Source organism: Selenomonas sp. KH1T6 (genome assembly GCF_900108415.1).
Classification (GTDB): Bacteria; Bacillota; Negativicutes; order Selenomonadales; family Selenomonadaceae; genus Selenomonas_B; species Selenomonas_B ruminantium_A.
The window spans coordinates 40,574-63,744 of record NZ_FNWN01000011.1 but is presented as its reverse complement, the minus strand read 5'-3'; the positions used below and the strand labels follow the sequence as shown (position 1 = coordinate 63,744).

Sequence of the window (23,171 nt, the reverse complement as noted above, 5' to 3'; positions counted from 1 at the left end):
AGAATGGGGTTGAATTTTTGTGGCAGGCAAGCTGAATGAAAAGGTGCTGCTGACGGGCAGGCAGGTTTTCTGGCAGGATACCCTGCAGCGGCTCTTTGCCAAGGAGGGCTGGGATTTTTACGTCCTGACAAAGGATTTCCCAGCTCCGGAGGAAGTCTTCCGCATCCATAATGTGCCTGTGGTGCTTTATGTGCTGGACAGTCAGGCGGAGCCAAAGTCCTGGGCGCCTGAATTGAATGAAATACTGGCCATGTGCCGTGAGCATGGTGTGAGGCGGTTTTACCTGCTTGAATCCCTGGAAATGCCTGAGGCACGGTTGGAGCTGTCAGAGAAGATCGCTTCCGCCTGGCGGGGGGGCGAGATGACGGTTTCCTTCCTGCGCCTGCCGGAAGTCTATGGTCCGGGAGCTGCGCCGGAGGACGGGCTGGCAGCTGACTGGCTGGAAGCATCCCGGCGGGGAGAGAGCCGTACGGGCTTCATGGAAACAGAGGAGAAGAGGGAGTTCCTCTATGCGGATGATGGGGCTTATGCCATCTTCAGGACCATCGCCCGTGATTTTGCAGGGGAGTCGCTGGATATCGTCACCGGCCAGCCCGTCAGCGCCAAAGAACTGGCCAGAACCATCGGAGAGGTGACGGGAAAGCCCTTAAGCTTGTCTGTAAGTGAGGCTTCCTTCGGAGGCAGGCTGCCAGACAGCAGCCTGGTGCGGGCAGAAATCGGCTGGAGTCCCAGGTACAGCCTGAAGGACGGACTGGCCATGGCCTATGAGGCACTGCAGGATGAGGGCGAGTCGTGGCAAAGGTCAGCCCGTCGGGACAGGCGCATCAATCAGCTGCGGGGATGGAAGGAAAAATTAGTTCCCTATGCGGAAAATCTTGCCGGCGCCCTGCTGATGGCAATAGCTGCTCATTTCCAAGGCGGCACTACTGTCAATCCTGCTATTTATTTCGATCTGAATTTTGCCTATATCGGAGCTATGGGCATACTCTACGGCAAAGGCCAGTCCCTGATTGCCATGGTGTTTTCTTCTGTCATACTTTTGGGCGTGCTCCTCAGGGCAGGAGCAAATGCAGTGGCGCTCATGTATATGCCTGAGCATCTGCTGCACTTTGTGGCCTATCTTTTCGTGGCGGTCGTTACCGGCTACTTTGCCGATGCCAGGGCTTTTGAGAGGCAGAGCAATGAGTGGCATGCGGAGCAGGCCCGGGAGCGCTATGATTTCCTGCGCTCTCTTTACGATGAGTGCGTAGTGGTGAAGGACAGGCTTTATCGCCAGATTGTGAATTCCGATGACAGCATAGGCCGCTTGTACAGGATCATCCGTTCTCTGGACAGTGTAGCAACAGAGAATCTTTTCACCCAGGCCGCCGGAGTTACCACCCAGGTCATGGGGGTTGAAGATATTGCCGTCTATGTCCTCAGCAAAGATGGATACTACCTGAGGCAGAAGGTGAGGAAGGGGCGCCTTGCCTTTCAGCAGCCGAGGTCGCTGAGAGTGGAAGAGCATGATTATCTGAAGAACCTGATTGCGGAGAAAAATGTCTACGTCAATCGGGAACTGGTGAAGGATACGCCAGATCTGGCGGCCCCTATCCTCTATCAGGGGGAGGCTATCGGGGTGGTGGAGCTCTTTGGACTGGACTTCAACAAGTGGAGCCTCTATCATCAGAACCTGTTCTCCATCACTATGCGGCTGATTTCTGCCTCCATGGGCAGAGCTTATCAGTATGAAGCCGAGGCCCAGGATAAGCGCTACTACAGTGGCACCAGGATCCTGCGGGAGGAAGCTTTCAGGGAAATATTGCAGGAGCTTATGGAACGCCGCAGGCTGCAGGGGGAAATGCCCCTTGGCATCTTGAAAGTTTCCCGGGAAGGCCGCAGCTACGAAGAATTGGACAGCATTTGCGGCAAGGTGACCAGGAACGAGGATTTCTTAGGCGAGCATCAGGGGGGGATATACATCCTGCTGCCTGATGCGGATGATAAGGTCTGCATTATGGTGATGGAACGTTTGGCCAGGGAAGGTGTCACGGCAGTGCGGGAGGAGAAGATGCTTTGATGGCTGGGCTGGACTGGACGATACTTTTGCTGGCGCATTTGCTGGCAACAGGACTCTTTCTTTTCCTGAACCTCAGGGGCAAGACCAGGCTGAGAGCTGTGGCTGAGGCGGCTATTGTCCTATGCGTGCCTGTGGCGGGGCTGGTCATCCTCTGCCTGTTCAAGCTGACAGGCAGTGTCTTGAAGCTTTGGGATCTGCACGAGGCTGAGGAGGAGGAAATGGGGGAAGCTTTCTTCATTGGGGTGCCGGTGCAAAAGGATGTGGTGCCCTTGAATGATGCCTTCCTGGTGGAGGACAAGCTGCAGAAGCGCCATTTCTTCACGGAGAGCATCAAGCAGTCCCTGGTGGAGAACCAGCAGATCCTGCGCATGGCCATGCACGATAAGGACAGGGAGATTGCCTACTATGCCGTGTCTATGCTCACTTCCCGCATGGAGAATCTGGAAGGAGAGCTTTTTGACCGTGAGACCAAGGTGCTGAAGGGTGAGCAGCAGGAGGATCTGCCTCTGCTGCAGGAGTATGCTGGGCTGCTGAAGGAATACATGGGCAACAAGAATTTCATAGATCATGTGACCTGGCGGAAGAAGCAGGAGCTATATGTGGGCATTCTGGACAGGCTTACCAGGCTGGCGGCGGATAATAAGGAATACTATCAGGAGGAAGTGGAGCAGCTGCTGCAGCTGCCGGACTACCCCGGGGCTGAGCAGGTCTGTGAGGATTTCCTGGACAGGCATCCTCGGGCAGAGGAACCGTATCTTAGCTTTATTTCTCTTTACGTGGCCTGGAAGAAGCCGGACAAATTGCAGGAGTGCCTGAAAAAACTCAAGGCGCTGCCCATAGAGCTTTCTCCGGAGGCTCTGAGGGTGATTCGATTCTGGGATAAGGGGGCGGCAAGAGTTGGATAAGCGGTATATTGTACTGCTATGTGTGCTGGTGTCCCTGCTGGCGGCCTTCTTTCAGTTCATCAGGATGGACGGCTTCCTGAAGTTCGGCGGTGAGACCAACATCCTGCCCCGGCTGCCCCAGCTGGAGAATGATGGGGAGCAGGAGAGCAGCAGGGACAGGTATCTCATCATCTACGACAATCACGATGTGTCCAGCGTCTTTGCCCGTCACCGTCTGGAGTGGCTGCTGGATCAGGAGAAGAAGGATCATTATTACGCTCTGGCTGGGGACAGCAGTTTGGAGGATTTCTCCTCCTACCGCGGTGTGCTGATTGCCACCGGGTATCTTGATAAGGTAGCATCCTGGGACAAAATCAGGTCCTATGTGGAAAAGGGCGGCACAGCTGTGTGCATGATGCGGCCTGAGAGCATTAATGACGGCGGCCTGACTCCTGCCTATCTGGCCCCCATAGGCATCAAAGCTCTGCGGGGGGAGGGGGATGTGAAGGGGATCAGCCTGCCCACGGATTTCCTGGTGGGGGGCAAGGGCTATGCCTTTGGGGATACGGCCTACAGCAGCAATACCACACTGGTGGAGCTGGAGCCGGAGGCCGCTGTGCATATAGCTTCTTATGAAGGGGAGCCGCTGTTGTGGGAGAAAAAGCTGGGGCAGGGGAAATACTATGTCTTTGACGGCATTGTCCGGGATGACAAGACCAATATCGGCCTGTTGATTTCCCTGATCAACCACTGCGGGGAGGACACTATCTATCCTGTGTTAGGCTACAAGGTCTTTTATATCGACGATTTCCCTGCGCCTGTGCCGGAGGGAAACTTTGACCGCATTTATGAGGAACTGGGGGTCAGCACGCCGGAGTTCTACCGCAATGTCTGGTGGCCCTACATGCGGGAATGCGCTGAAGAGTTCGGCCTGAAGTACACGGGGCTGATCATCGAGTCTTATGGCGACCAGGTGAAGGGACCCTTCAAGCCTCTGACGGGGCGCACTGCCCGGGACAACCTCATCATCTACGGCAGGGAGCTTTTGGATATGGGGGGGGAACTGGGCATACACGGCTACAACCACCAATCTTTGGCGCCAGAGAGCTATCAGCTGGATGATCTGGACTATGTGCCCTGGGAAAGTCAGGCAGATATGCTGGAGGCGATGAAGGAACTGCGCCGCTATATCACGGAAGCCTATCCACAGTACCATTTCCGCTGTTATGTGCCCCCTTCGGATATCCTCAGCCCCGAGGGCAAGGAGGCCATCCGGGAGGCCTTCCCGGAGGTGGATATCTTTTCCTCACTCTTTGATGGTCCCTACGCTTCCAGGGCCTATATCCAGGACTACGAGCGAAAGAACGGCCTCTATGAGATGCCCCGCACCACGGCGGGGTACTCCCCAAACGGCCAGGCCCTCTACGAGGATATCAGCATGATGAACTACATGGGCTGCTTTTCCCATTTTGTCCACCCGGATGAGCTTTATTACGAGGAAAGCGCCCATCTTACTTGGGCGGATATGGCTGAGGGGTTCAAGAAGTACATGGGCGAAATCACCACCCGCTACAGCTGGTTGAAGCCCATGACAGCTTCCGAGGCGGCTCTGGCCTTTGATGATTATCTGGATATGGACTACCGGGTGGAGCGGTCAAAGGAGAAGCTGGTTCTCACCTGCTGGAATTTCCGTCAGCCTCTGCGCTTCATACTGCGCAGCGGCAAGGTGCTGGATCATGCTGAGGGGGCGGAGGTCACGAAGATTGGCGACGAAGCTTATCTTGTGGAGGCTTCAGAGCCCAAGTCCGTGATTTATTGGAAGGAGGAGCCTTGATGAGAATCTGCCTGCTGGTGGAAGGTTCTTACCCATATGTGGTGGGGGGCGTTTCTTCCTGGGTGCAAATGCTCATGGCGGGCATGCCGGAGCATGAGTTCTTCCTCTACTCCATTGGTGCAGAGGAGAAAGACAGGGGCTGCTTCAAGTACAAGTTCCCCCCGAATGTGGTGGGCATACAGGAGGAATTCCTGGACGAAATCCTGGGGCTCAAATCCCACGGCATGGAAGAAAATGTGCTCACGCCTGAGGAATGCCGGGTGCTATATGATCTGGTGGTGGGACAGAAGCCCATCGACATCAAGGAATTGGCCTCCATCTTCCGCGGGGGCAGGCGCTTCAAGGGCATGCTGGGGATTTTCATGACCAGCGATTTCTTCGATGTGATTCAGAGAGTGTACGAGGAAAAGTACAGCTATCTGCCCTTTACGGAGTTTTTCTGGACACTTCGCTCCATGCTGCTGCCCCTTTTCTATTTGCTGCAGCAGGAACTGCCCGAGGCGGATGTGTACCACAGCGTGGCTACGGGTTATTGCGGCGTCATTGGGGCGCTGGCTTCGGAAGTCTACCACAAGCCATTTCTGATCACGGAGCATGGCATCTATTCCCGGGAGCGGGAGGCAGAAATCATCAAGAGCGACTGGGCCAAGGGCGATTTCAAGTCTGTCTGGATCCAGTATTTCTACAATCTGGCCAAGCTGTCCTACACCTCTGCTCACAGGGTCTACACCCTCTTTGAGCATAATGCGGAGGTGGAAATGGATCTGGGCTGCGACCCGGCCAAGATTGGAGTAGTGCCTAATGGCATACGACTGGAGCGCTTCAAGGACATACCAGAAGTGGAGGACCATGATGGGCCTTTCCGTATTGGGGCAGTAGTGCGGGTGGTGCCCATCAAGGATGTGGTGACGCTGCTGAGGGCTTTCTTCCTGGTCAAGCAGGAAATGACGGATGCGGAACTCTATGTCATGGGCAATGTGGAAGAATCCCCGGAGTACTATGACCTGTGTATGCAGACGGTGGAAATGCTGCAGATGGAAGATGTCCATTTCACCGGCTCCGTGCAGGTGACAGAGTATCTTCCCAGGATGGACCTGATGGTGCTGTCCAGCATCAGCGAGGGGCAGCCCCTGGCGGTGCTGGAGGGGCAGGCGGCCCATAGGCCTTTCGTCACTACGGATGTGGGCTGCTGCCGGGAGCTTATCTACGGTGCTTCCGATGACAAGCTGGGCACTGCGGGAGCCGTGGTGGCGCCCATGGATTTTGAAGCCATGTCCCGGGAAATACTGCGGCTGGCCAGGAATTACCCGCTGCGCAGGGAAATGGCCCGCATTGGCTACGAGCGGGTATGCAGGATGTATACTTATGACATATTCATAGAGAGTTACAAGCAGATTTACAAGGAAGCCGGGGAGGCAGGAGCAAGATGGCAGGGGTAGGTTTTGAACTCAGGAAACTTTTCCAGGCGAGAACCATGACGGGCCATGTAAAGGCTTATTCGTATTCTGCCATCATCACTGCCGGACCTTTTGCCCTGATGACGGGCATGGTGCTGGCTGTGCAGATGCTGTTCTCTTATTACGAAATAGGGGAGGAAGCCGGTCAGATTTTCGTGGGGGCGGTGGTGTATGCCTTTGTCTTTTCCCAGGTACTGTCCAGCGGCTTTACCATGGTGCTTACGAGATATCTGGCTGACTGCCTGTCAGTGCATCATTATGAGGATGTGACCGCCTCCTTCTTTGGTCTGGGCTCCATCCTGACGGTGCTGGGGGCGGCAGTATCGCTGGCCTTTTTCTGGGACAAGCCTTTGGATTTCGTGACCAAATTCCTGTCTTATCTGTTTTTTGCCCTGTTGCTGCTGGCCTGGGCAGAGAGTGTCTATCTGTCGGCTGTGAAAAAGTTCAAGGGCTTGCTGCTGAGCTATCTGACTGGTGTGATGCTGGCCATTTTCCTCGCTTGGGCCTTCCTTCATTGGCAGCTGCTGCCGGCTGAACAGTGCGGCCTGCTGGCGGTGGATGTGGGCATGACTTTAGTGGTGCTGCTGTTCCTGCTGCATATTGTGGACTACTTCGGCCTGTCCCCAGAGGGGCAGAACTTCGCCTTCCTGCCTTATCTGGAGAGGCATTGGCGTCTGTTCCTCATTTCCTTTGGCTATATGCTGGGCATCTTCCTGCCCAATATCATCATCTGGCAGGGGCCATGGAGCACCGTGGCTGGCGGGACTTTCCGCTTTGCGCCGGTGTATGATGTGGTGACCTTCTTCGCCTTTATTTCCGTGCTGCCCCTGATGATGCTGTTCGTGGTATCTGTGGAAACGGCTTTCTATGAGCGGTACAATGTGTATTTCACTCATATCACCAAGCGGGGCAATTTCCGGGAGATTGACGATGCCAGGAAAGACCTTCTGCATACCCTGTGGTTCGAAATACGCCATATCGTGGAGTTCCAGCTGGTGTCTACTTTGGTGTTCCTGGTGCTGGGAAATTATATACTGAGCAATGCGGGCATCACTTATGCCCAGGTGAATATGTACAACGTGATACTTTTCGGAGCCTTCTTTACGGGGCTGTTGCAGCTGATTTATATTCTTATGGTTTATTTTGATTATCAGAAAGATGTGCTGAGGATTTCTGCCTGCTTCTGCCTGAGCAATCTTGTGCTGGGCCTCTTGGGCTTGTGGTTCCTGGGGCCGGACAGCTATGGTTTCACTTTCTTCCTGGCAGGCCTTCTCAGCTTTGCTTTTGGCTTCTGGCGGCTGAGCCATTTCAGCCAGCGGATAAATTATTTTGTCTTCTGCTCCCAGCCTATGTTCTACCAGCCGGTGCAGGGGCCGCTTACGAAACTGGCCCTGTGGCTGTACGGTGAGAAGTATGTGGAGTTGGAGCTTTTGGGAGGTGAGCGGAAATGAGGATGAGCAGGAAAAAGCGCAGGAGGCTGGCAGAGGACAGGGAGCCGGCAGAACCCTCTGAACCCTCTTTCCGCATGAGCAGGAAGAGGCTCAGAAAAAGGCGGGAAAGCCAAAGGGCCGCCATAGTCCTGGAACCGCCTGTCTCTTTCCGTATGTCGAGAAAGCGGCTGCGGAAACTGCGGGAGGAAAGGAGGCGGGCGGTTGTACCAGATCCGCTGGAGAACTTCCGCATGACCAGGAAGCGCCTCAGACTGAAGCGGGAGGCCCAAAGGCCATCGGCTGCTGGTGCATTCTCCCTGAGCCTGCTCTTTGCTGCATCTGGCCTGGGGGAGGCTTCCTCACTTTCCACCATGCATGACGTTCCTGCAGAGTTCCAGGCTTTGCGCAATGCCAGAGAGGAGATTATCAATTATCGGGAGGCAGAGCGGAGCCTGAGAAACGCCCAGAACAATCTGCTGGAGGCAGAGCGCGCCCTGGCTGAAGCCAAAAATAACAGAGAGGAAGCAAATGAAGGGCTGATGCGGGCCAGATTGAACCTGGAAGCCGCCAAGGTGCATCTCGAGGAAATCAAGTCTGCCTTGGAAGATGCCAGGTTGGAAAGTGAGCAGCGCACTCAATTGGCGTTGGCATGCCAGCAGGCAGTAGCAGACTACCTGCCTGATATTTCTGCTCAGGAGGCTTCTGTACAGCAGCTGTCTGCTGAGGAGAACCGCATTGCTGGTGAATATGCTGCCCGTTATGAGGTCGTTGCAGGACAGGTGGACGAGCTGGCAGCCCGCATCGAGCAGGCCTGGGAAAGTGTGGACTGGCAGCAGAACCGCATTGCAGAAGTCCAGGCCATGGTGGCTGGCGTGAATGTGGAAGATCCCGTTTCGGATAACAATGCCTCTGCCTATGAAAGCCGTCTGGAAGAAATCAGTAATGCTCTTGAGCAGGAGAACGCCTTCCTGGATGAAATGAATGCTTACCTTGACGAACTGGAGGCTGCCCGGGATCAGGCGGAAGCAGCGGAGGAAGAAGCACGTGATTTGGTGAAGGACCTCACTGAGCAGCAGGCTGATGTGGAAGCAGATCTTGTTCAGAGCGAACAGGATGCGGCAGAGGCGGAGAAATGGCAGGAAGAGGCAGAGAAGGGACTGTTGGAGGCCGAAAAATACCATGCGGACGCAGGAGAGGATGTGCGAAAAGCTCAATATGAGCTGGAGCACTTTGGCGAGGGCCGTTCCTTCCAGAGCCGGTTGGAATACTACAGCTGGCATGGCCCGGAGCATGGACATCAGCTGGTGCTGGGGCAGGAGTTTTACAATAGTACCAGGAAGTACGACTTTGGCGTGAACTTTGGTTATGTGGTATCCAGTTCCGGACACCAGGAGGGTCATGACAAGGTGACTGGCATGACGGATACCCAGCTGACGGTCACTCTAAAAAATGACCACCCTGTAAATGAAGTGCATTATGAACTTGGCATCAACGTGCCCACGGGCAAGGAGGCCCATGTCAACTCCCAGCTGACAGAGGGGTTGGCAAAGTATACCTCCTTCAACAACGGCTTTATTTTCACTCCTGCTGTGGAAGTGCGTCATCGCTTCAGCGAAAAGGAAAGTGTGGCCGCCAGGCTGAGCTATTCTTTCCGGGGAGAATACCAGGTAAAGTACACAAATGGTGAGGGCCTTGAGGCCTGGGAGAAAATCTCTCCTGGCAATCAGCTGGTGCCGGAGATCAGCTATCTTTATGCCGGGGAAAAGGACCAGTACACCATCAAGGCAGGTTATACTCACAGTGGCAAAACCACCCAGTATGGCGATGTAGTTTCTAAATATCGTGATGGAGATGGCTTTGGGGCCAGATGGTTCTACAATCACGACATGACGCCTGCAGATTCCTGGCAGGCTTATGCGGCTTACAGCAGGGAGGGCAGTGCCTTTTACTTTGATGGCGGGGAGCATCCCTATAATGATGCCCTCAGCTGGCATGAGTTCGGCCTGGGGTGGCGGCATAAGTGGGAGAAGGGGCAATATGTGCAGCTGATGCTGAATTACCAGAAGGCACAGGGCAATCTCTATCGCTACAGCACGCGGGGACTGGAGTCGGAGGAGAATTATCTGTTCTCGCCCCGCAGGCTGTCTGCTACCCTTTCCTATGGGCAGAAATTAAGTGACAGGGATAATCTGGAAATAAGGCTGGAGCGATATGTCATCAGTGAAAAACATCATCGCGGTTACAACGGCTGGGGTCTGGCGCTTATGTATAACCGTTCATTCTGAAATATAAAGGAGGGCCTTCATGAAGGCATGGAAAATAGTGGCAGCAGGCATGGCTCTCCTGCTGGGGGCGGCAGCTGCTTCCAAGGCGGAGCCGGCGGTGGATTATCCTGCAGCCATGGTGGATCTGATTTGTGATCTGAAGTCATATTCTGCGGAAAAGAAGCCTGGCTTTGGCCTCCTGGGCAATGGCGGGGCGGGGCTTTTCCTGGAGATGGACGGCAACACTGGTGAGAATGTGGGGCGCCTCCTGCAGGCTTTGGACGGCATCATGACGGAGTCCATTTATTTCCGCTGGGATGTGGATAAGGGCAGGGCAGAAAAGACTTCCAAAGAAGACACAAAGTATTTTCATCAGGCACTAGCCCCTGCTTTGCAGGCAGGAATGCCTGTCTTGAGTCTTGACTATGTGGATTCCGAAGATATGGCGGCGAAGTCTTATCAACTGAATGAAGAAAAGGGGTATATCCCCTGGGCCTCTTTCCGCAGGGATTTGGATGAACTGCCAGAGGAGGCTCCTCACAGGGCAAATAATGAGGATATCAGAAGCCTCAATCAGGTGAAGAATTATCTGGTGCTCCTGAATCCGGGCAATTTTGCTTCCCGGGAGGCGTATCTTGAAGCCCTGCGGGGAACAGATTACGATTTGCTGATCGTTGACCTTTTCTATGGGGAAGACTCCCTGACAGCAGAGGAGGTCGCTTCGCTCAAGCAGAAGAACGGCGGCGGAGCTCGTCTGGTCTACGCCTATATGAGTGTAGGTGAGGCAGAGACATACCGTTATTATTGGCGGCAGGAGTGGCAGAGGCAGCTGCCTGACTGGCTGGACGAAGCCAATCCGGACTGGCAGAACAATTTCAAGGTCAAGTACTGGCGGAGGGAATGGAAGGAGCTGCTGTACGGTTCCGGGGATTCCTATCTGGATAAGATCATGGCAGCAGGCTTTGACGGCGCTTTCTTGGATGTGATAGATGCTTATTACTACTTCCTGAGCGCAAAATGATTTTTCACATGAGGCAGCAATGATAGAAATAAAATCTTTGGTCAAGCAGTTCCCCCATAAAGATAAGACGGGGAAAGAAACTTTTAAGACGGCGGTGGACAACCTTAACCTGTCCATAGGTAGTGGTGAGGTTTTTGGGCTTTTGGGCCCTAATGGGGCGGGGAAGACCACCACCATCCGCATGCTTACCATGCAGGCCAGGCCTACGTCCGGAAGCATACTTTACGACGGTGTGGAACTGGAGGGTCATGAGTTGGAGCTGAAAAGCCTGATTGGCGTAGTGCCCCAGCACGTGAACTTTGATCAGGATCTGACGGTGGGGGAGAATCTGGAGCTCCATGCCAGGCTTCACCATCTGGCTGCTGCTGAAAGAAAGCGGCGCATAGCAGAGCTGTTGGAGTATGTGGAGTTATCCGAGGTGATAAATGACGGAGTGCGGCGCCTTTCAGGGGGCATGAAGCGGCGGCTGCTGATAGCAAGGGCGCTTATCCACCGCCCCCGCATACTTTTCATGGATGAGCCTACAGTGGCTCTCGATCCCCAGGTGCGAAGGAAAATCTGGGAACTGGTGCGTCAGATGGCGAAGGAGGGCGTGACGGTTTTTCTCACCACTCATTATATTGAAGAGGCAGAGGCCCTTTGCGACAGGGTGGCTATCCTCAATAAGGGCAGACTGGCAGCGGTTGACAGCCCTGCTCATTTGCGGGATAATTTCCAGGAAGCAAATCTTGAGGAAGTGTTCCTGAAACTCACCGAGGAGAAAACAGGGAAGGGAGGAGCCTGATGGGAAGATTTTTCTCTGATGTCATTACTGTCTTCTGGCGTGATTGGATAGTGCTGAAGCGCCGCATGGTGAAGTTCATCCTCTCCCGCATGGTGGCTCCGCTCCTCTATCTGGTGGCCTTTGGCTGGGGTCTGGGCAGGAGCATTCAGGTGGAGAGCGGCAGTTATCTGGACTTCCTGGTGCCGGGCATACTGGCGCTGAACTCCATGAACATCAGCTTCAACAGCATCACTCCTGTCCATGCGGAGCGGGTTTATCACAAGAGCCTGGAAGAGTATATCATTGCTCCCATCTGCCCTGATGCCTTTGTCATTGGCAAGGTGCTGGCTTCTGTCCTGCGGGGGCTGATTTCTTCTGCCATCATTCTGCTGTTGGCTGGCGTGTTTGGCGCGCACTTGAGCTTTTCCCCGCTGTTCCTCCTGGTGCTGGTACTGAACTGCGTGGTCTTTGCAGAAATCGGATTTCTGGCGGCCATGAAGCTCAGTACCTATGAGGCTATGGCCCAGGTGAATACATATATCCTGCTGCCTATGTCCTTTCTCTGCGGCACTTTCTTCAAGACCGCGGCTTTGCCGGAGGGAATCCGGCATTTTATCGAGCTTCTGCCCCTGACCCATACCAGTACCCTCTTGCGGGCGCTGTCGGCAGGGGAGGCCATGCCCTGGCTGTCGCTTTCTGTGCTGGCGGCCTATGCTCTCCTGTGCTTTTGGCTGGGGCGCAGGGCTTTCAGGCAGCTTACCCTTTGATGTGGAAAGGAAAGAGAATTGTTCAAGAATATCATGCACCACAGGGCCTCTTCCAGTGAGGACTGTGCCAAACTGTGCTGTACGCGAATCGAAGATTTCGGGGTGAAGGTGGGACGGCTCAACATCTTCGACCATGTGAATATCCATGTGCACTGCGGCCAGCTCACGGCCCTGATCGGTCCCAATGGGGCAGGCAAGAGCACCCTGCTGAAGGCTATCCTGGGGGAAGTGCCCCATACGGGGAGCCTGAAATACGTCGATGCCAAGGGGAAGCGTACAGGCCATCCTCTCATCGGCTATGTGCCGCAATATCTGAGATTTGATGTAAGTGCCCCTACCAGTGTCATGGATATTTTCATGGCCTGCCTCTCCGATAAACCCGTCTGGTTCTGGCCGGGCAAATCCCTGCGCAGCCGGGTGGAAAAGAGCCTGCAGAGGGTGAGGGCGGCCCATCTTATCGACAGGCGGCTGGGAGCCCTCTCAGGCGGCGAGCTGCAGCGTGTGCTGCTGGCGCTGGCCCTGGACCCTATGCCTGACCTCTTGCTCCTGGATGAGCCTGTGTCCGGCGTTGACCAGAATGGACTGGAGCTGTTCTATGAAATCGTGGCGGAACTCAGGGAAAAGGAGGATATGGCTATCATCCTGATATCCCATGACCTCAACATGGTGGCCCGGCATGCCGATCAGGTGGTGCTCATGGACAAGGGCGTTGTTTCCTGCGGCACCCCGGAGGAGGTCTTTGGCGACAGCCGTACCCAGAAGATTTTCGGCATGCTGGCAGGACAGAATCTGGCAGAACTTCACAAGGTGGAGGCGGCTCATCCGGAAGATGCGGGCAGGCCGCGCAGGGAGGTGCAGGACTGATGGAAGCTATATACAGCCTGATGGACACCTGCCTGCCCTTTGCCTGGGCAGGGCATACTTTCATGAAGCACGCTTTCCTGGCGGTGCTGCTGGTGATGCCGCTCTTTGGACTGCTCAGCACCATGGTGGTAAGCAACCGCATGGCCTTCTTCTCTGACTCTCTGGGGCATGGAGCCTTCACGGGCATTGCCATAGGGGTGCTAGTGGGTTCTGTGTCGCCTTTGCTGTCCCTGATAGTCTTTTCTGTGCTGTTCGCCTTGTTTATCACCTATATCAAGAACAAGAGCTCGGCTTCCACTGATACCATCATAGGCGTGTTTTCCTCCATGGCCATTGCCGTGGGCCTTATGATCATGAGCTATGGGGGGAGCTTCAATAAATTCTCCTCCTATCTGGTAGGAGATATCCTGAGCATTGCCCCGGAGGAACTTGGGGCACTGCTGGTGGTTTTCCTGTTGGTGCTGGTGGTGTGGAGCGTTCTCTTCAACAGACTGCTGGTGCTTTCCATCAATCCTTCTTTTGCCCGCAGCCGGGGCGTCAATTCCTTTTGGGCGGAAAGCCTGTTTGCCGCCACCCTGGCGGTGGTTGTATCCATCAGCATCCAGTGGGTGGGCATCCTCATCATCAATGCCATGCTGGTACTGCCTGCGGCGGCGGCCAGGAATGTATCTTCCAATGTGAAGCAGTATCATCTGCTGTCGGTGCTGATTGCCTGGGCGGCAGGTATAACAGGTCTGATCCTGGCCTATTATTTCAACATGGCGGCAGGTGCTGCTATTGTGGTTATTTCGGCAGGGTTCTTCTTCCTGACTTTGCTATTGAAGCCATATTTTGTGAGATAGGTTTGCCACCCTCTGACTAAGTTGGGAGATGTTTTGTGAGATGAAATACTTGATTACGGGGGCCACTGGCTACATCGGCTCTATGCTGGTGCACAGGCTGGCAGAGTCCGGTCGGGAGGTCGTAGCCCTGGTGCGCAGCGTGGAGAAGGCCAGGTCTATGCTTCCTGCCAAAGCTGAGATTGTGCCGGCAGACCTGACGGACAGCAAGGCCATGGAGGACGTGGATCTCTCCTTTGACTACCTCATACATTGTGCTGCTGTCACGGCTTCAGCCGAAATGCGCAATCACCCGGCAGAGGTGACGGCCAGCATTGTGAATGCTACTCAGAATGTACTGGGACTGGCCCGCAGGGCAGGGCTTAGGAGCATGGTCTATGTTTCCTCCATGGAGGTCTATGGCAGCCTGGACTGCCCGGACGGGCACCGGGCTGGTGAGGAGGAGGCTGGTGCAGGGCAGGTGGATATCCTGGCAGCCCGGAGCTGCTATCCTTTGGGCAAGCGCATGGCGGAGAATATCTGCGCTGCCTATGCTGCTGAATATGGTGTCCATGTGAAGATCGCCCGTCTGGCCCAGACTTTTGGGCGGGGGGTACTGCCGGGGGATAACCGTGTCTTTGCCCAGTTTGCCCGCTCGGCAATGAAAGGCGAGGATATCGTGCTCCACACAGAGGGCAAGTCCATGGGGAATTACTGCGATATAGATGATGCGCTGGAAGGCATCCTGACTATTCTGACCAAGGGGCAGGATGGGGAAGCCTATAATGTGGTGAATGAAGAAAACACCATGAGCATAAGGGAACTGGCGGAGCTTTCAGCAGAAGTCCTTTCAGGGGGGCGCAGCCGGATCGTGGTGGATATTCCTGAGGGCAATCTCTATGGCTATGCAGCAGATACGGGCCTCAGGCTCTCGGGAGCAAAACTTCAGGCTTTGGGCTGGCATCCGACGAGGAATTTGAGGGACATGTTCGCTGCGTTGGGCAACAGCTTGAAATAATTGGTGAAATTCATCAATCTTTCCTTAACCTTTCTGCATTTTTCTACGATATATATTGCATGAGATATCTCTTGCCGCTATGCAGGTTCGGAGGTGGAGATGATGCTGGAAAGGATAGAAAGGGTGACCCGGGTCAAGGGAACGGAACTGGATATAGGGCGTTCCTTCAAGCGGAAAGAGGGCTATGAGGAGGAGAAGGGCAAGAAGCAGGAGTTCTCCAAGATGCTGCAGAAGGAAATGCAGAAGGAAGTGCGCCCAGACAATGACGGGGGGCCGGGGGTGCCCAGGGCTTATGCCCTGACCCTGAACTCCAAGCCCACTCATTCCCTTTATTACGATATGCAGGTGGATATAGCTAAAGCAAGGGAGCTAATTTATGGCAACAGATGAAGATTTTATGCGGCTGGCCCTCCGGGAGGCGGAAAAAGCCTATGAGCTGGAGGAGGTTCCCATCGGTGCCGTGCTTGTGGACGAGCAGGGCCAGGTGGTGGCCTCGGGGCACAATATGCGGGAAATATGGCATGATGCTACGGCTCACGCGGAGCTTATCGCCATTCAGGAGGCCTGCCGCAGACTGGGACGCTGGCGTCTTTCGGGCCTTACCCTCTATGTGACCATAGAGCCCTGCCCCATGTGTGCAGGGGCTATTGTCATGAGCAGGGTGGACCGGGTGGTCTATGGCAGCACCGATGCCAAGGCGGGAGCCTGCGAGTCAGTCTTCAATATTCCAGGCAACGAGACCCTGAACCATCGGCCGGAAATCCGGGCGGGGGTATTGCAGGAGGAGTGCGCCGGTATCATGAAACGCTTCTTCAAGGAGCGCCGGGAAAAGAAGAAAATGCTGAAACAGGCTGAATAAGCAAGGTAATTATGGGGATGACTTTCTGAGAAATCGGAGGGTTATCCCTCTTTTATTGCAGTATTCTGATTATCTGACTTTTTCTTATCTGACCTATTGACAATGAAAATGAGATAGTTTATCATAATTCTTGTATTTAATTCTCATTATTATTCTCATTATCATTTGTAACAATGTAATAAGGAGGCGTTTCTCTTGACGTTGAAGGATGGAAAAACCGGCATGACGCTCAAGATCCAGCAGATTGGTGATTCAGCTTTGAAGGAAAGGCTGATGACCATGGGGCTCATACCGGGCACGAAGGTGAAGGTGCTTCGTTCGGCTCCCCTGGGAGATCCTATTGCCATCAATGTCCGCTATTATAATCTGGCTTTGCGACGTGATGACGCTGCGCAGATTGAGGTACAGCAGGTTAACTGAGTGCCCTACAGGAAGTTGGAATCAATTCGCAAAGGAGTAGTGAAAGCAGCAAATGTCAACTATAGCAATAGCACTTACCGGCAATCCCAACACCGGCAAGTCCACAATTTTCAATGAACTCACCGGCGCCCGCCAGAAAATCGGCAACTGGCCCGGTGTCACTGTGGACAAGAAGGTGGGCTACACCCGCCACAAGGACCGTGCCATTTCCATCGTAGACCTGCCGGGGACCTACAGCATCAACGCCCGCTCCCCGGAGGAGAAAATCGTCATTGACTACCTGAAGCACAACACCCTGGACATGGTGGTGGATGTGGTGGACAGCACCAACATCTCCCGCAATCTGTTCCTGACGGTGCAGCTTTTGGAGCAGGGGATTCCCCTGCTCATCGATCTGAATATGACGGATGAGGCAGAGCGACGCGGCGTCCGCATCGATGTCAGGAAGCTGGAAGAAGTGGTGGGCATGCCTGTGGTGCAGACCGTGGGACGCAGCTCCAAGAGCGCCAAGAAGCTGCTGGATGTGTTCACTACCACCGTTATGAGCAACTATGAGGCCAGCCCCCAGGTAAAGGTTCATATCGAGAAAATCAAGGAAATCCAGCGCAGCGACCTGAGTGAGAGCGATAAGCAGGAGAAAGTCATCGAGGCCCGCTATGCCCTGATTGACCAGATCATGGATGCTGCTGTTGATATGCGGAACGTGGGCCAGTCCACTTCCGAGAAGTTCGACAAGTTCCTGGCCAACGGCGTGCTGGCCCTGCCTATCTTTTTGGCTATCCTCTACGCTGTGTTCCAGATTACCTTCACCTGGATTGGCCAGCCTCTGGCTGATGCCCTGGATGAACTTATCAATGAGGACTTCCTGGCCTGGGCCGGGGAAACCCTGGAAGCCGCTGGCGTGGCTGAGTGGATGCAGGCCCTCATCACCGATGGCATCATCGGCGGCGTGGGTGCTGTGCTGACCTTCGTGCCCCTGATCTTCGTGTTGTTCTTCTGCCTGTCCTTCCTGGACGGCACGGGCTATATGGCCCGCATCGCCTTCATCATGGATCCCATCATGCGCCGTTGCGGCCTGACGGGCAAGGGCATCATGCCCCTCATGATGGGCTTTGGCTGCGGCGTGCCCGCCATCATGGGTGCCCGCGCCCTGGATTCCAACAAGGACCGCCTCGTTTCTATTCTCATCACTCCGTTCCTCACCTGTGGTGCGAAGCTGCCCATCATGGCGCTCTTCGCCGCCATGTTCTTCCCGGATGACGCTGCCAATGTGGTCTTTGCCATGTATATCGTAGGCGTGGTCATGGCCATCATCGTGGCCAAGGTGCTGGGGGAGACCATGTTCAAGGAAGAGGGTTCCACCTTCCTGCTGGAGCTGCCTCCTTACCGCATGCCGGATATGAAGACGGTGCTCCTGGAGACCTGGGACAAGGGCAAGGGCTACCTCATCAAGGCCGGTACTATCATCTTTGCCGCTTCTGTGCTGATATGGCTCCTGTCCAACTTCAATGCCGAGGGCATGTGCGAGATTGAGGAAAGCTTCCTGGCAACCCTGGGCGGCTGGATGTCCACTCTCTTCGTGTTCCACGGCTTTGGCACCTGGGAAGCCGGTGCTGCCGTTATCTCCGGTATCCTGGCCAAGGAGGCTGTGGTATCCACCATCGGTGTGCTCTATGGCGCTGCTGATGTTTCCACTGAGGCTGAGGAGGCCGTAGAGGCTGCCGAGACCATGATGCAGACCGGCATGGCTACTTCTTTCACGGCTCTGTCTGCCATTGCCTTCATGGTGTTCTCCCAGCTCTACACCCCCTGCGTCACTGCTCTTGGTACCATCAAGAAGGAAGCAGGCGGTTGGAAGTGGATGGGCTTCTCCGCAGTCTATATGTTTGTGGTGGCCTGGTTCGTTTCCCTGCTGGTCTATCAGATTGGCAAGGTGCTGGGCTTCTGATTTTCCCTTTTGGGATAGATTGGAGTATCAATTATGTCTACCTTTATTGTAGGCTTGGTTCTGGCGGTAGCTTTGTTTTTCGCTGTGCGCCATGTGTATCGCAACTGGCGTGACGGCAAGGAAGACTGCTGTGGCAGCACCGGCGGCAACTGTAGTTGCTGCAGTGGCTGCCATGGGATGGAAAAGAAATAACGTGAAAAAGAGAGGTTCCCTGCATTGGTGGGGAACCTCTCCTTTTGTGTATGTAACCTTGTAAATATCCACATCTTAGGCTAAAATAGATATTGTTGACATTTGTAAGATACAGGAGGAGTATACTATGGAAATCATTCATACCGACAAAGCACCTGCAGCAGTGGGACCTTACAGCCAGGCCGTCAAGGCAGGCAATACTCTTTATCTCTCCGGTCAGATTGCCATCAATCCCGCTGAGGGGAAAATCGTGGCAACGACTATTGAGGAGCAGGCCGAGCAGTGTTGCAGGAATGTGGAAGCGGTGCTGGCGGCTGCCGGCACGGATATGAGCCATGTGGTCAAGACCACATGCTTCCTGGCTGAGATTGCCGATTTCAAGGCCTTCAACGAAGTCTATGCCAGGCACTTCATCAGCAAGCCTGCCCGCAGCTGCGTGGCTGTGAAAGACCTGCCTGCAGGTGCCTTGTGCGAGGTGGAGGCTTTGGCAGTGCTTTGATGGCAAAGCGCTTTCAAGGAGACTGCTGGTCTGAATTTAAGCCTTCCTGTTTCGGATATGTTGAATTATGTCTCCGTTGATGGTATAATTTTCTATATTGAAGGGTTGGAATCTATCTAACAATAGATATAGCAAGGGATGCACGAGGCACCTGAGGTAAAGGGGAACATCCGATGGAAGCAGAATCAACTATGCAGAATGCACTGGAAGATGCCTATAGTGAATTTACTGATCTCACGGATGAGGAAGTCCTGCTGGAGATCAAGGATAATAACAACAAGGCGGCACTTGACTATCTCATCAACAAGTACCGTAATTTTGTGCGGGCAAAAGCCCGTTCCTACTTCCTCATTGGTGCAGACCGGGAGGATATCATCCAGGAGGGCATGATTGGCTTTTACAAGGCCATCCGTGACTTCCGCAATGACAAGCTTTCTTCCTTCCGTGCCTTTGCGGAGCTCTGCGTGACCAGGCAGATCATCACTGCTATCAAGACGGCCACCAGGCAGAAGCACATACCTTTGAACTCCTATATTTCCTTGAATAAGCCCATCTACGACGAGGATTCTGACAGAACTCTCCTGGATGTGCTTTCCGGAGCCAAAGTCTCTGATCCGGAGGAACTGGTGATCAGCCGGGAGGAGTTCCTGGATATAGAGAAGAAGATGGAAGAGATCCTGTCAGACTTGGAATGGCGGGTGCTCATGAGTTATCTGGATGGCAAGTCTTATCAGGAGATTGCCGAGGACCTGAATCGTCATGTGAAGTCCATAGATAACGCCCTGCAGCGGGTGAAGCGCAAGCTGGAGAAGTACATGGAGAACCGGGGAGACGACCTGGATATCAGCACTGTGTACAGAGGCCTTTCTTCCATCAACAGGCGCCTGAGGGGCGTTATGGATGATGGCTTGCAGGATTGAATACGGTATCGCTATTATTACTATATCAGATTGTAAGCCATGATTTTGATGTTGAGGGCTTGTTCTTAGCAGGGCAAGCCCTTTTCATATATTTCATTTTTATTTTTTATGGAGGGATTTTTCATGAAAAATTGGCAGAAAATGCTGGTAGCTTCTTTGGCCTGCTCCGCCGCTTTCGGCATGGCACAGCCCAATGTGGAAGCTGCCTATCAGCTGAATCCGGAGGTCAAGACGGCAACGCCTGCTCTGACAGCAGCTTCCCAGATTGGCGTGCTTTCCTATGAGAACCCGGAACTCAAGAATCTGGCTGACAAGGATGCCATTGTGGTCATGAGCTTCGGCACTACCTTCAAAGACACTCGTGAGAAGACCATCGATGCTACGGTGGCTGCCATTCAGGCCAAGCATCCTGGTGTGAAGGTAGTCACGGCTTTCACCTCCCACATCATCATCGACCGCGTGAAGGCCAATGAAGGCATCACCTATCCCACCCCGGAGCAGGCTCTGGACCAGCTGAAGGCTGAGGGCTACACCCGCGTGGCTCTGGTGAGCCTGGATGTGATTCCCGGCATGGAGTACAGCTACAACACTGGCGTGTTCCATCATTACAAGAAGAAGTTCAAGAAGATGACCTGCGGCACTTCCCTCATGTACTGGCAGGGTCAGGAAGAGCAGGCTGATGATGTGGCTGAGACCATCAAGGCTCTTGCTACCCAGTTCCCCAAGCAGGGGAAGGAAGATGCCATCCTCATCATGGCTCATGGCACCCCGCAGATTTCCAACGCCTACTATTCAGTCATCCAGGCCAAGCTGGACGAGATGGGCTACAAGAACGTCTTTGTCTACACTGTGGAAGGCTGGCCCAGCCTGGAGACCGTGCTGCCTAAGCTGAAGAAGAACGGCATCAAGCACGTGACTCTCATGCCCATGATGATGGTGGCTGGCGACCATGCCAACAACGACATGGCAGGCGATGAGGAAGATTCCCACAAGTCCATCCTGGAGTCCAAGGGATACAAGGTGGATGCCTACATCCACGGCATCGGCGAGAACAAGGCTGTCCGCGACCTCTATGTGCAGCGCGCTGAGGATGCCTGGAATGCCCTGGAGGCCAAATAAGCTAAGGCAATCCTTTAAAGAACCTCAATAAAAATGAAATGAAATGTATGAAAAAAGCCCGGCAGAGGAGAAGACTCCCGCCGGGCTTTTCAGTTAAGAAATGATTATTTCTTCAGAGCTTCTTTGAGGACTTCCGTCATGGCCTGCTGCACTACGCGCATCACATCCTCAAGCAAGGCATTGTACATATCGCCGCCGTCCACTACCCCGCGACCGTTCTCTGTGACGAAGAACTTCTTGGGATGCTCGTTGGCCTTGTATGCCTCATTGAGCTTGTCCTGCACCAGTTTCTCGATTTCCTGTGCTGTCATTAGAGTCACCTCTTTTCAACATAAACTTCATTTATTATTATACGACAGAATTCGGTTTTTTTCCTTGTTTCAGAGAAAAAAATTTGTGAATGGACAAAAAAGTGTTTCTTTGATGGTACGGCGGTTTTGAATTCACGGTGACAAAAGCCTGTGCCTGCTGTATAATTGTATACAGCAGTACAGGTAAGACATGGATAGTTTCTTCTGTTGATGGAGGGATGAATATGTTCCGTACAGTACCTTTCAATCTCAAAGAGAATGTGGGAAAGGGCCAGGAGGCCGTAGAGCGCCTGTTGGAGTTCATGGCTGACCAGCCGGGCAACCCCATGGGCAGGGTCAGCGGTGCCTTCGCTTCTTTCCGGGTGGATGTCATTGATACAGAGGCTGCCTATGAGCTCTTTGGTGAGTTGCCGGGCTTCCGCAAGGAGCAGATCACTGTTTCCTATGATGAGGAAGGCTATCTGCGCATCAAGGCAGAGCGTTCGGAGCTGGAACCCGAGGATGTGAAGTATCTCTGCCGCGAGCGCCGCACAGGGGAGTTTGAGCGCGTCTTCAAGATTGACGGCATTGACAAGGACTCTGTCAGCGTGGCTTTTGACAACGGCATCCTGCATATCGTGCTGCCCAAGGTTTCCAAAGACGCCAACCGTACAATCTTTGATATTGAGTAAAAAGCAAATATTTGATGATAGTCCTGGATATATACAATATCTGGGACTATTTTTTTCTAAAAAGAAGGATTTAAGCAGGGGGAAGGGGAATTAACACACACAAGCAAAATACTTCGTGCGAAGCAGCTGCTTCGCATTATGTCCTTACACGCAATCTAAGTTCATCTGTGCTCTGCGAGCTTGATTCACCATGATTTTACAGTGAAATTTGACATTGGGAGGTAAGACCGCTATGATGGATGATAAGGACTGGGCTGGCTTTAAGCAGAAGCTCAAGGCGAAAACGGAAATTGACCTCGATCTCTATAAAGAGCCTCAGATGAAGAGGCGCATCGGCAATCTGGTTACGAGAGCCGGTATGGACTCTTTCTGCGAGTACTTCGACAATGCAGCCAAGAACAAGGATGATTTTGCGGCTTTCATAGAATACCTGACCATCAACGTGTCAGAGTTCTTCCGCACGCCGGAGAAGTTCGGCAAGCTGGAAACGGACGTCATTCCCGACCTCTTGAAGCGCTCTCCGAAGCTCAATATCTGGAGCGCAGGCTGCTCCATTGGGGCGGAGCCTTATTCCCTGGCTATCATCATGAAGGAAATGACCCCGAATGTGCGCCACAGGATACTGGCCAGCGACCTGGATATTGAAATCCTGGCCAAGGCCAAGCGCGGTGTCTACAATGAGGGCGAAATCAAGAGCATGTCCAAGGACCGCCTGAACAAGTATTTTTCCAAGGTAGACGGTGACAAGTTCGCCGTCAACAGCGACATCAAGTCATGTATCGAGTTCAAGCGCCATAACCTGCTGAAAGACAAGTTCGAGAATGGGTTTGACCTGATTCTCTGCCGCAATGTGGTCATTTATTTCACAGAGGAAGCCAAGGACCAGCTTTATGCGAACTTCTTCCAAGCCCTGAAGCCTGGAGGCATCCTCTTTGTGGGAGCTACGGAAGCCATCCTGAACTTCCGCAAGCTTGGCTACACCAGCTTCCAGCCTTTCTTCTATCAGAGACCTCTGTGATGGTGTTTCTGGTGAAGAGCCAGAATATTTATCAA

23 protein-coding genes are annotated in these 23,171 nt (G+C 53.7%); 22 read left to right on the top strand and 1 reads right to left on the bottom strand.

Features of this window, described 5'->3' with window-relative positions:
• Positions 1–19 precede the first annotated feature (19 nt).
• The 20 genes from BLW59_RS08520 to BLW59_RS08425 all read left to right on the top strand — a co-directional run bounded on the left by BLW59_RS08520 (position 20) and on the right by BLW59_RS08425 (position 21,136).
• Positions 20–2,059, top strand: a complete 2,040-nt coding sequence (locus tag BLW59_RS08520) for an NAD-dependent epimerase/dehydratase family protein (RefSeq protein WP_074697455.1) — start codon at positions 20–22, stop codon at positions 2,057–2,059.
• Positions 2,059–2,964 (top strand): hypothetical protein, encoded by a 906-nt coding sequence (locus tag BLW59_RS08515; protein ID WP_074697454.1) that lies wholly within the window; start codon positions 2,059–2,061, stop codon positions 2,962–2,964. Before BLW59_RS08520 ends, BLW59_RS08515 begins: the two co-directional genes overlap by 1 nt.
• Positions 2,957–4,777, top strand: coding sequence for a DUF2194 domain-containing protein (locus BLW59_RS08510; protein ID WP_074697453.1), 1,821 nt, complete (start codon positions 2,957–2,959; stop codon positions 4,775–4,777). Before BLW59_RS08515 ends, BLW59_RS08510 begins: the two co-directional genes overlap by 8 nt.
• Positions 4,777–6,216 (top strand): GT4 family glycosyltransferase PelF, encoded by a 1,440-nt coding sequence (gene pelF / locus BLW59_RS08505; protein WP_074697452.1) that lies wholly within the window; start codon positions 4,777–4,779, stop codon positions 6,214–6,216. The genes BLW59_RS08510 and pelF overlap by 1 nt, the downstream gene beginning before the upstream one ends.
• Positions 6,204–7,685, top strand: coding sequence for an exopolysaccharide Pel transporter PelG (gene pelG, locus BLW59_RS08500; RefSeq protein WP_074697451.1), 1,482 nt, complete (start codon positions 6,204–6,206; stop codon positions 7,683–7,685). The genes pelF and pelG overlap by 13 nt, the downstream gene beginning before the upstream one ends.
• Positions 7,682–9,949, top strand: coding sequence for a hypothetical protein (locus tag BLW59_RS08495; RefSeq protein ID WP_074697450.1), 2,268 nt, complete (start codon positions 7,682–7,684; stop codon positions 9,947–9,949). Before pelG ends, BLW59_RS08495 begins: the two co-directional genes overlap by 4 nt.
• Before the next feature lie 19 nt (positions 9,950–9,968).
• Positions 9,969–10,949: an endo alpha-1,4 polygalactosaminidase gene (locus BLW59_RS08490; protein ID WP_074697449.1), complete on the top strand. Its 981-nt coding sequence runs from the start codon at positions 9,969–9,971 to the stop codon at positions 10,947–10,949.
• 19 nt (positions 10,950–10,968) lie between these two features.
• Positions 10,969–11,733 carry an ABC transporter ATP-binding protein gene (locus BLW59_RS08485; RefSeq protein WP_074697448.1) on the top strand — a complete coding sequence of 255 codons (765 nt, stop codon included), beginning with the start codon at positions 10,969–10,971 and terminating at the stop codon, positions 11,731–11,733.
• Positions 11,733–12,479 carry an ABC transporter permease gene (locus tag BLW59_RS08480; protein WP_029544887.1) on the top strand — a complete coding sequence of 249 codons (747 nt, stop codon included), beginning with the start codon at positions 11,733–11,735 and terminating at the stop codon, positions 12,477–12,479. Before BLW59_RS08485 ends, BLW59_RS08480 begins: the two co-directional genes overlap by 1 nt.
• An 18-nt stretch (positions 12,480–12,497) precedes the next feature.
• Positions 12,498–13,343, top strand: a complete 846-nt coding sequence (locus BLW59_RS08475) for a metal ABC transporter ATP-binding protein (protein ID WP_029544885.1) — start codon at positions 12,498–12,500, stop codon at positions 13,341–13,343.
• Complete coding sequence (locus BLW59_RS08470) at positions 13,343–14,185, top strand: metal ABC transporter permease (RefSeq protein ID WP_029544883.1); 843 nt, start codon at positions 13,343–13,345, stop codon at positions 14,183–14,185. Before BLW59_RS08475 ends, BLW59_RS08470 begins: the two co-directional genes overlap by 1 nt.
• Before the next feature lie 40 nt (positions 14,186–14,225).
• Positions 14,226–15,179 carry an NAD-dependent epimerase/dehydratase family protein gene (locus BLW59_RS08465; RefSeq protein ID WP_175463394.1) on the top strand — a complete coding sequence of 318 codons (954 nt, stop codon included), beginning with the start codon at positions 14,226–14,228 and terminating at the stop codon, positions 15,177–15,179.
• 102 nt (positions 15,180–15,281) lie between these two features.
• Positions 15,282–15,569 carry a hypothetical protein gene (locus BLW59_RS08460; RefSeq protein ID WP_029544879.1) on the top strand — a complete coding sequence of 96 codons (288 nt, stop codon included), beginning with the start codon at positions 15,282–15,284 and terminating at the stop codon, positions 15,567–15,569.
• Complete coding sequence (gene tadA, locus BLW59_RS08455; protein ID WP_029544877.1) at positions 15,556–16,038, top strand: tRNA adenosine(34) deaminase TadA; 483 nt, start codon at positions 15,556–15,558, stop codon at positions 16,036–16,038. The genes BLW59_RS08460 and tadA overlap by 14 nt, the downstream gene beginning before the upstream one ends.
• Positions 16,039–16,233: 195 nt before the next feature.
• The gene (locus BLW59_RS08450) at positions 16,234–16,458 is read left to right on the top strand and encodes a FeoA family protein (protein ID WP_029544875.1); all 225 of its coding nucleotides are present in this window, start codon (positions 16,234–16,236) and stop codon (positions 16,456–16,458) included.
• A gap of 52 nt (positions 16,459–16,510) precedes the next feature.
• Positions 16,511–18,406 (top strand): ferrous iron transport protein B, encoded by a 1,896-nt coding sequence (gene feoB / locus BLW59_RS08445; protein ID WP_074697446.1) that lies wholly within the window; start codon positions 16,511–16,513, stop codon positions 18,404–18,406.
• 33 nt (positions 18,407–18,439) lie between these two features.
• A complete protein-coding gene (locus BLW59_RS08440; RefSeq protein WP_074697445.1) occupies positions 18,440–18,598 on the top strand; it encodes a FeoB-associated Cys-rich membrane protein in 159 nt (52 codons plus the stop codon).
• 127 nt (positions 18,599–18,725) lie between these two features.
• Complete coding sequence (locus BLW59_RS08435; RefSeq protein WP_074697444.1) at positions 18,726–19,097, top strand: RidA family protein; 372 nt, start codon at positions 18,726–18,728, stop codon at positions 19,095–19,097.
• A 173-nt stretch (positions 19,098–19,270) separates the two neighbouring features.
• Positions 19,271–20,017 (top strand): RNA polymerase sporulation sigma factor SigH, encoded by a 747-nt coding sequence (sigH, locus tag BLW59_RS08430; RefSeq protein ID WP_029544867.1) that lies wholly within the window; start codon positions 19,271–19,273, stop codon positions 20,015–20,017.
• Positions 20,018–20,140: 123 nt separating this feature from the next.
• Positions 20,141–21,136, top strand: a complete 996-nt coding sequence (locus tag BLW59_RS08425; RefSeq protein WP_074697443.1) for a sirohydrochlorin cobaltochelatase — start codon at positions 20,141–20,143, stop codon at positions 21,134–21,136.
• Positions 21,137–21,240: 104 nt separating this feature from the next.
• Here the strand turns inward: BLW59_RS08425 and BLW59_RS08420 are convergent, their stop codons facing one another.
• Positions 21,241–21,447: a hypothetical protein gene (locus tag BLW59_RS08420; RefSeq protein WP_029544863.1), complete on the bottom strand. Its 207-nt coding sequence runs from the start codon at positions 21,445–21,447 to the stop codon at positions 21,241–21,243.
• A 224-nt stretch (positions 21,448–21,671) separates the two neighbouring features.
• Here BLW59_RS08420 and BLW59_RS08415 point away from each other — a divergent pair, with 224 nt between their 5' ends.
• Complete coding sequence (locus tag BLW59_RS08415; RefSeq protein ID WP_029544861.1) at positions 21,672–22,118, top strand: Hsp20 family protein; 447 nt, start codon at positions 21,672–21,674, stop codon at positions 22,116–22,118.
• 232 nt (positions 22,119–22,350) lie between these two features.
• Positions 22,351–23,136, top strand: coding sequence for a CheR family methyltransferase (locus tag BLW59_RS08410; protein WP_074697442.1), 786 nt, complete (start codon positions 22,351–22,353; stop codon positions 23,134–23,136).
• The last annotated feature ends 35 nt before the right edge of the window (positions 23,137–23,171 follow it).